At 63.8% G+C, this 7807-nt stretch carries 8 protein-coding genes; 4 read left to right on the top strand and 4 right to left on the bottom strand.

The window, feature by feature from the left end; genetic code table 11:
• From HEP69_RS20030 to HEP69_RS20015, 4 genes are all read left to right on the top strand, one after another.
• Positions 1-688, top strand: a 688-nt coding sequence (locus tag HEP69_RS20030) for a TRAP transporter large permease subunit (RefSeq protein ID WP_290560273.1), incomplete at its 5' end; no start/stop codon positions are given.
• A 110-nt stretch (positions 689-798) separates the two neighbouring features.
• A complete protein-coding gene (locus tag HEP69_RS20025; protein WP_290560272.1) occupies positions 799-1575 on the top strand; it encodes a cyclase family protein in 777 nt (258 codons plus the stop codon).
• A gap of 5 nt (positions 1576-1580) precedes the next feature.
• Complete coding sequence (locus HEP69_RS20020; RefSeq protein WP_290560271.1) at positions 1581-2507, top strand: fumarylacetoacetate hydrolase family protein; 927 nt, start codon at positions 1581-1583, stop codon at positions 2505-2507.
• A complete protein-coding gene (locus HEP69_RS20015; protein WP_290560270.1) occupies positions 2504-3004 on the top strand; it encodes an OsmC family protein in 501 nt (166 codons plus the stop codon). The genes HEP69_RS20020 and HEP69_RS20015 overlap by 4 nt, the downstream gene beginning before the upstream one ends.
• A gap of 90 nt (positions 3005-3094) precedes the next feature.
• On the opposite strand, the gene HEP69_RS20010 is transcribed toward HEP69_RS20015, so the two are convergent.
• From HEP69_RS20010 to HEP69_RS19995, 4 genes are read right to left on the bottom strand one after another with little or no spacing between them, the layout of a single operon-like run.
• Complete coding sequence (locus tag HEP69_RS20010) at positions 3095-4318, bottom strand: Tm-1-like ATP-binding domain-containing protein (protein ID WP_290560269.1); 1224 nt, start codon at positions 4316-4318, stop codon at positions 3095-3097.
• Complete coding sequence (locus tag HEP69_RS20005) at positions 4315-5718, bottom strand: aldehyde dehydrogenase family protein (protein ID WP_290560284.1); 1404 nt, start codon at positions 5716-5718, stop codon at positions 4315-4317. The genes HEP69_RS20010 and HEP69_RS20005 overlap by 4 nt, the downstream gene beginning before the upstream one ends.
• A complete protein-coding gene (locus HEP69_RS20000) occupies positions 5661-7265 on the bottom strand; it encodes a tripartite tricarboxylate transporter permease (protein WP_290560268.1) in 1605 nt (534 codons plus the stop codon). The genes HEP69_RS20005 and HEP69_RS20000 overlap by 58 nt, the downstream gene beginning before the upstream one ends.
• Complete coding sequence (locus HEP69_RS19995) at positions 7265-7795, bottom strand: tripartite tricarboxylate transporter TctB family protein (RefSeq protein ID WP_290560267.1); 531 nt, start codon at positions 7793-7795, stop codon at positions 7265-7267. The genes HEP69_RS20000 and HEP69_RS19995 overlap by 1 nt, the downstream gene beginning before the upstream one ends.
• Between the last annotated feature and the right edge of the window lie 12 nt (positions 7796-7807).

The following is a 7807-nucleotide window of genomic DNA, read 5'->3' as shown; positions in this document are numbered from 1 at the left end:
GGGCGCGCCCGGTGGGGCGGGGACCCAGGCCATCGGCGGCGTGGATCTGCTCCGCAAGGCGCTGCCCATCGCCAGTCTGATCCTGCTGGTTCTGGGCGGGATCTATGCCGGTCTCTTCACCCCGGTAGAGGCCGGTGCGATGGGGGCCATCGGCGCGCTGGCCTTGGGCTTCGCGATGCGGCGCCTGACGCTGAAATCGCTCTGGACCGTGCTGGTTGAGACCGGTCTTGTGACCGCCACGGTCTGTTTTCTGATCATCGCGGCGCAGATGTATTCACGGATGCTGGCGCTCTCGGGCGTGCCCGCGGGTCTGGGCTCGCTCGCCACCGACGCGGATCTGGGCTATTGGGGCATCATCCTGATCTATTGTGCCATCGTGGTGGCGATGGGCATGATCCTCGACAGCTCGTCAATCATGCTGATCCTGGTGCCGCTGATGCTGCCAGTGGTGATCCCGATGGGTGTGGATCTGATCTGGTTCGGGATCATCACGGTTCTGGCCGTCGAGATCGGGCTGCTGACCCCGCCCTTCGGGCTCTCGGTCTATGTGATCAAGGCCACGCTGGATGATCCGAGTATCAGCCTCGCGGATATCTTTCGCGGCGCCGCGCCCTTTGCACTCATCATGGTGGCGGTGCTGGGTCTGGTGCTGGCCTTTCCGGTCATTGCGACAGGGTTGTTGCGATGAGGCCGCGTGGATCACTGGTATCGCCCGGCGGCGCGCCGGGCAGCCCCCGACCGCCCCCGGGCGGGGGCTGCCCTTCTCGCTATACACCACACACATGCAGGAGCCTGACCATGCCCCGTCGCTATATCGACCTCTCCGTACCGCTGGAAACCGGCATCGCTTCGGACCCGCCGCAAATGCTGCCGCAGATCGAATATCTCGATCACAGCCAGACCGCCGAGCAGGTGATGATGTTCTTTCCCGGTCTCAAACACGAGGATCTGCCCGGCGGCGAAGGCTGGGCCATCGAACGGCTCCAGATCGCCACCCATAACGGCACCCATGTGGATGCGCCCTATCACTATCACTCCACGATGAACCACGGAGAGCGCGCGCTGACCATCGACGAGGTGCCGCTGGCGTGGTGCTTTGGCGCGGGCGTCAAATTCGATTTCCGCGACAAGCCAGATGGCCATGTGGTGAGCGCCGCCGAGATCAAGGCCGAGCTGGCCCGGATCGGGCACCAACTGGCGCCATTGGACATCGTCCTGGTCAACACCTCGGCAGGCGCGCGCTATGGCCATGAGGATTATCTGCTCAAGGGGTGCGGCATGGGTCGGGAGGCCACCAATTACCTCACCGGCCAGGGCGTGCGCATGGTCGGCACCGATGCCTGGAGCTGGGACGCACCCTTTGCCCACACGGCGGTGGAATACGCCAAAACCGGCGATCCGGCGATCATCTGGGAAGGGCATCGCGCGGGCATGGAACAGGGGTACTGCCAGATCGAGAAGATGACAAACCTCGATCAACTGCCCGATACCGGGTTCACCGTGTCGGCCTTCCCATTCAAAATCAAAGCCGCAAGTGCGGGCTTCACCCGCGCCGTGGCCATCCTGGAGGAGTAAGCGACATGCGCCTTGGAACAGTCTGTTATGAGAAACGCGAACGCGTGGTCGCCGATCTGGGCGAGATCGGCATGCTGGATCTGCATCTTGCGGCCGAACATGCGGGCGAGAATGCGAGCCTTTTTGTCGATATGATGTCGGTCATCTACGGCGGGCCGGAGGCCCTGGCGCTGGCGGCTTGCCTGATTGACACCGCCCGGGAGGCCGCGATCCTGCTGGAGGAAGAGATCACCTTCTGTCCGCCCCTCCTTCCGGTTCAGTACCGCGACTGCCTGGTTTTCGAAACGCATCTGAAAAACAGCTTTGCCCAGGCCGAAAAGATGACCGGCCGCGCCTTTGATATCCCGCCGGTCTGGTACGATCAGCCGATCTATTACAAGGGCAACCGGATGTCTTTTATCGGTCATGGGCAGGATGTGATCTGGCCCGGGTACGCGCAGTTTCTAGATGTAGAGCTGGAACTGGCCATCATCATCGGGCGCAAGGGCACCGATATCGCGGCGACGGATGCGCCGGGATATATCTTTGGCTATTCGATCCTCAACGATGTTTCGGCCCGTGATGCGCAAATGGTCGAGATGCCCGGGCAGCTCGGGCCCGCAAAGGGCAAGGATTTCGACACCGGCAATATCCTCGGCCCCTGGATCACGACCGCCGATGAGATTGCCCATCCCGCAGCGCTGGACATGGCGGTGCATGTAAACGGAGAGCGGTGGGGCGGCGGCAATTCGGGCCAGATGCACCATGATTTCGGGCGCATCATCGAACATATCTCGGCCTCCGAGACGCTCTATCCCGGAGAGGTGATCGGCTCGGGCACGGTGGGCACGGGCTGCGGGCTGGAGATCGGAAAACAACTCCAACCCGGCGACCGGTTCGATCTGACGATCGACAAGATCGGCACGCTCAGCAACCGGATCGTCAAGCCATGAGCGTGGATCTGGACCAGATGCCGCAAACGGCCCAAGTGCAGTTCAACTGTACCGGCACAGCCGTGGGCAAGATGCGCAATGAGCTGGCCGTCGACATGGTACGCCCCTTTTTCGAGAGCTTTCAACTGGCCTCGGACGAAGGGGCGTTTCACGGCGGCGATGCTTCGGCCCCGCCGCCGCTGGCATTGTTTGTGGCCGGGCTGACCGGTTGTCTGATGACCCAGATCCGCGCCTTTGCCAAACGGCTGGGCGTGACGCTGCAGGATCTGCGGGTCGAGACCCGTGTCGTCTGGGACTGGCAAAAGGCGGGCCGCGTCTATGAAACCGCGCCCAACTCCTTTGAGATCGACGTGCTGATCGACAGCCCGGATCCGTTTGAGGACACCGTCGCATTGGTGCATGCCGCGCAAAAGGGGTGTTTTCTGGAGCAGACGCTTGGCCAGCAGAACACCATCCGCCACCGCATCCGGCGCGGCTCGGAGTACGTGGAGATCTGAGGCTGCGGCCGCCCATGGCCGAAGGCACAAAGCCGTGCGAGCGCCGTCCCGCGGGGTGGCCCAGCCTCCCGCCACGCGGAAGCGTAAGCCTCAAATCTTGATCGTACCGTCAGCGATCCATCCATCGAAGATCTCCAGCACCAGATCGGTAAAGGCCGCGTCGTTGATATGGGCCTCCAGCCGGTGGAGCCGGACGGTCTCGGAGCAGGCCCGCCCCACCTCGTCGATGAACGCGGCGAGCCCTGCGGCATCATGCAGATCGGCACCCGCGCGGTCCCATTCGTTGCACCCCTCCAGCGGCAGGATCAGATGCGCCGGGCCTTTGGCCTGCCCCAGCTTGGCACAGATCGTGCGCGCGACGCGGCGGCGTTCCTCTGCCGTCAGCACGGCAGAAGTCAAAAGGCGGTTATGGGCATGCGTGGGCCGGTCCTGGAACTGCGCGGGCAAGGGCTGCCAGCCCACCACATCCACCAGATCATAGCACCCCGGGGCCGCGATCTGCGGGATGCCCTGACGGCCCGCGCTCTCCATCCGGTCCGCACCTGCGCTGAGGCCGCCAAAAAGGTGGTTGGACACCTCTTGAGGTGCAAAATCCATCACCGCCGCAAAGGCACCTTGCGCCGCAAGGCTTTCGAACGCACGACCGCCCATGCCGGTGGCGTGAAAGACGGCAACCTCGAAACCGCGGTCCTCCAGCGCCGGTTTCAGGCGCACCATATAACGCAGCACCGTCTTGCCAAAGCTGGTCATGCCGATCAGCGGGCGGTCGAACCTTGGCGGTTCCACCGCGCGCGCGGCCCCCAGCACGGCCCCCGCCGCCTGGCTGAGCGAGGATTTGCAGACCGAATTGAGCCCGTAAAGCCCCCCCGCCCAAAGGATCATCTGGATATCCGCCGCAATCCGTTCGGGCGGCAGCAAGGGCGAAAAGGCCACGGTCGAGACCACGTATTTCGGCATGCCCAAGGGGAGTGCTGCGCAGATATCCAGCGCCAGATCGGTGCCCATCGTGCCGCCCAGCACGATCACGCCCTGAACCCGGCCCGCGCGGTACGCCTCCAACGCCACGGCCGAAGCGCCCGCCGCCATCATCTGCATCGCGGCATTTTCGTCCTCGGCGCCGATCACATCGTCGATCCCATACCCCGCCGCCGCCGCCACATCGTGTTTAGAGATATCCACCTGGGCGTCCGGATCGCCGAGCACGCCGACATCCATGCACAGAACACCGCCGCCCTGGGCGCGGATCACCTCCGCCAGATAGCTCAGCTCGGCATCCTTGGTGTCATAGGTGCCCGCGATCAGAATGGTTGTCATAGCTCGATCCACGCCGTTTTGAGATCCACGTATTTGTCCAGCGCATGCAGGGATTTGTCATGGCCATTGCCGGATTGGCCCACCCCTCCCAAAGGCACGGTATTGTCCGCCCCGCCATAGGTGTTGACATGCACCACACCCGCGCGGATGCCCGCAACCATCCGGTGCGCGCGCGACAGGCCCCCCGTCCATACGCCCGCCGCCAGCCCGTAATCGGTGGCATTGGCCAACCGCAACGCCTCCTCTTCACTGTCAAAGGGCGTGACCGACAGGACGGGGCCAAAGACCTCCTCCTGAAAGAGCCGGTCCTGCGCGCCCACGCCGGTGACGATGGTCGGCGCGAAGTAGCTGCCCCCCGTTTCCTCCAGAATACGGGTGCCTCCGGTCAGGATCTCGCCCTCCATAAAGGATTGTACGCGGGCAAGCTGATCCTCGGAGTTCACTGCGCCGATCTGCGTGGTCAGATCCAGCGGATCGCCGACGCGCAGCGACTCGGCCTCGGCTTTCAAGAGGGCGACGAACTCATCATGGATGCCGCGTTCGACCAGGAGGCGCGACCCGGACACACAGACCTGACCGGAATTGCGAAAGATGCCCGCCGCGGAGACCTTGGCCGCGCGCGCCAGATCGGGGGCATCGGCGAAGACGATATTGGGAGATTTGCCGCCCAGCTCCAGATAGACCCGTTTGAGGTTGGAGCGGGCGGATGCCTCCAGCAGCTTCCGCCCCGTGGCCCCCGATCCGGTGAAGGTCAGCACATCCACATCCCCATGCTCGGCCAGGGCGGCCCCGGCCTCATGGCCCGGTCCGGTGACGACGTTGAGCACCCCATCGGGCAGGCCACATTCGGCACAGATCTGGGCCAGCCGAAGCAACGATAAAGACGCGGTTTCGGCGGGTTTCAGAACCACCGAATTGCCCATCGCCAAGGCGGGCGCCAGCTTCCATGCCCCGATCATCAGCGGGAAATTCCACGGCACGATGGCCCCCACCACACCAACCGGCACGCGGTGGACCAGACCCAGGACGCCCGGCCCGGTGGGGGCGACCTCCCCCGCCACCTTGTCCAGAGCCTCGGCATAATAGCGGAACGTGCCCGCCGCAGATCCCGGCTCGGCCTTCAGCGCCATGGCCAATTCGGTGCCATTGTCCCGCACGCCCAGAACGGCAAGCGCCAGCGCCTCCGCCTCGATCCGGTCGGCAATGGCGTGCAGCACCGTCTTGCGCGCGGCAGGCGGCTGCCACGACCAGCGCCCGTCCTCGAACGCTGCCCGCGCAGCGGCGACCGCGCGGTCCACATCCGCCGCTGCCGCGCCTTCCAGCGTGGTCAGCGCCGCGCCATCTATCGGCGAGGTGATCGCGAGTGGCGCGCCCTGACCGCTTTGCCACGTGCCTTCAATAAAGAGTTTTTGCGGCGCGACATCAGCCCGCCGAAGCGCGTCGATCTGTGCTTGGTCTGCCATTCGGCCTCCCTGATCTCTCGCCGGTCCAAAAGAACCCGGCGGATATGGATGAAAAGAACGACCCCGATCATGCAAAACAGGATGAAAGCAACCGGTCTGTCGATGAAATCCAGCGGCGCGCGCACCCGCGCCATGGCGGCGCGCAGCTTGACCTCCATGATGCCGCCCAGCACCATGCCCAGGATGATCGGCACGATGGGCATCGAGAGCCGTTTGAGGATGTATCCCAGGATCCCGAACGCCGCCGCCATCAGACAATCGGTCACCGAATTGCGCAGCGAATAGACGCCCACGAAACTCAGCGTCAGGATACAGACCCCCAGAAACCGGTTGGGGATACGCACAACCTGCACCAGCGGTTTGGTCGCCACCAAAAGAAAGACCATAACCAGCACGTTCAGGATCAAGAGCGCGATGTAAAGCGCGACGACAAAATCCATGCTGTTTTGAAAAAGCGCAGGCCCCGGCACCACGTTATGCACGTAGAACACGCTCAGCATCATCGCCGTCAGCGCCTCTCCGGGAATGCCCAGCGCCAAGAGCGGCACCATGGCTGCGGCAGGCACGGCGTTGTTGGCCGTCTCGGCCGCGATCAGCCCCTCGGAGGAGCCGTGACCGAAATCCTCGGGCCGTTTGGAGGTGCGCTGCGCATAGGTATAGGACATGAACTGGGCCGTGAACTCTCCCACACCCGGGATCATGCCCATCAACACGCCGAACCCGGCCGACACGCTGGCGATGCGCGGATGACGCGCCAGTTCGCGCAGGCCCTGGAACACACCGCCGCGCAGCCGGGTCAGGCGGGTTTTCTCATCCTCCATCGTCAAGAGCACAAACGCCTGGCTGAGCGCGAAGAGGCCCAGCACGACCACGATCAGATCAACGCCGCCCGACAGGAACGGCTGATCGAAAGTATAGCGCTGGGTGTATTTGACAGGCTCCAGCCCGATGGATTGTACAAAGATGCCAAACCCCGCCAGGGCGGCGGCGATCAGGGTCTGGCCGCGATGGGCCACCACCACCAGGATGATCCCCAGAAGGGCCGCAAGGAAGATCTCGCGCGAGCCGAACAACGGCGCGATACGTGCCAGGACCGGGGCAAAGAGGATCAGGCAGATCACCGAAAAAATGCCGCCGAAAAACGACGCGGAATAGGCCAGTGACAGCGCACGGCGCGGCTCCCCCCGTGTGGTCATGGGATAGCCGTCATAGGTGGTCAACGCATTGACCGCCGTGCCGGGCGTGTTGATCAGAATGGCCGGGATCGCCCCGCCATACATCGAAGAGCCATAGATCCCCAAAAGCACCGTCAGACCCACGATCGGATCCATGCTGAACGTTGCGGGCAGCAGGATCGCGATGGCCACGGCAGGTCCAACGCCGGGAATGGCGCCGATCAGCACGCCCCCGACCGACCCCACCAAAAGGGCCAGCGCCACGTCCCAGCGTGCCAGAATGGCCAGACTGTCGGCGATCAGCTCCATCACAGGTTCAGGATCGCGAATGAGCGCAGCGCGCCGGGCAGGTATTCATAGATCGCACCGCCCGGGATCCGTACCGAAAGCAAGGATTTGAAGATCACCACCACGCTGATCGCGAAAAGTGCGCTGATCGCCATCATGCCCCGGCTGCGATATCCCATGCGCCAGGCAAGTGCCGACACAAAGATCAGCGTGACAGGCAGGTATCCCAGGATCGGCACCAGAAGGACATAAGCCATAAACCAAGCGCAATATTCCAGCACCATGAGCCATCTCAGTGCCTCGGTCCGGTCGAACCGCGTCACCCTCCGCCATGGCAGGCGCCACAGATGCAGCCCCGCCATCGCCACCATCAGGCCCAAACCCACCGCGGGCCAGAACCTGGGCTGGGCCGCCAGCCTGACGCCATCCACCCAGACCGTCTGCACCCCGATCTGGACGATCAGAAGGCCTGATATCGCAATGAACCCCAGCGCGAACACAAGCTGTCCGCGCCTGGGTCCAGCAAAACGGCGTTCCTTTTCACTGCTCATCGACGGCTCCGC

Source organism: Aestuariivita sp. (assembly GCF_021404545.1).
In the GTDB taxonomy this organism is placed as follows: domain Bacteria; phylum Pseudomonadota; class Alphaproteobacteria; order Rhodobacterales; family Rhodobacteraceae; genus Aestuariivita.
Note: the sequence above shows the minus strand (reverse complement) of the source record. Positions and strands in the feature narration are given on the sequence as shown.

Bases quoted from the DNA above. Each gene is read 5' to 3' on its own strand.
- HEP69_RS20000 (WP_290560268.1), bottom strand. From the start codon at position 7,265: ATGGAGCTGATCGCCGACAGTCTGGCCATTCTGGCACGCTGGGACGTG.
- HEP69_RS19995 (WP_290560267.1), bottom strand. From the start codon at position 7,795: ATGAGCAGTGAAAAGGAACGCCGTTTTGCTGGACCCAGGCGCGGACAG.
- HEP69_RS20010 (WP_290560269.1), bottom strand. From the start codon at position 4,318: ATGACAACCATTCTGATCGCGGGCACCTATGACACCAAGGATGCCGAG.
- HEP69_RS20015 (WP_290560270.1), top strand. From the start codon at position 2,504: ATGAGCGTGGATCTGGACCAGATGCCGCAAACGGCCCAAGTGCAGTTC.
- HEP69_RS20025 (WP_290560272.1), top strand. From the start codon at position 799: ATGCCCCGTCGCTATATCGACCTCTCCGTACCGCTGGAAACCGGCATC.
- HEP69_RS20020 (WP_290560271.1), top strand. From the start codon at position 1,581: ATGCGCCTTGGAACAGTCTGTTATGAGAAACGCGAACGCGTGGTCGCC.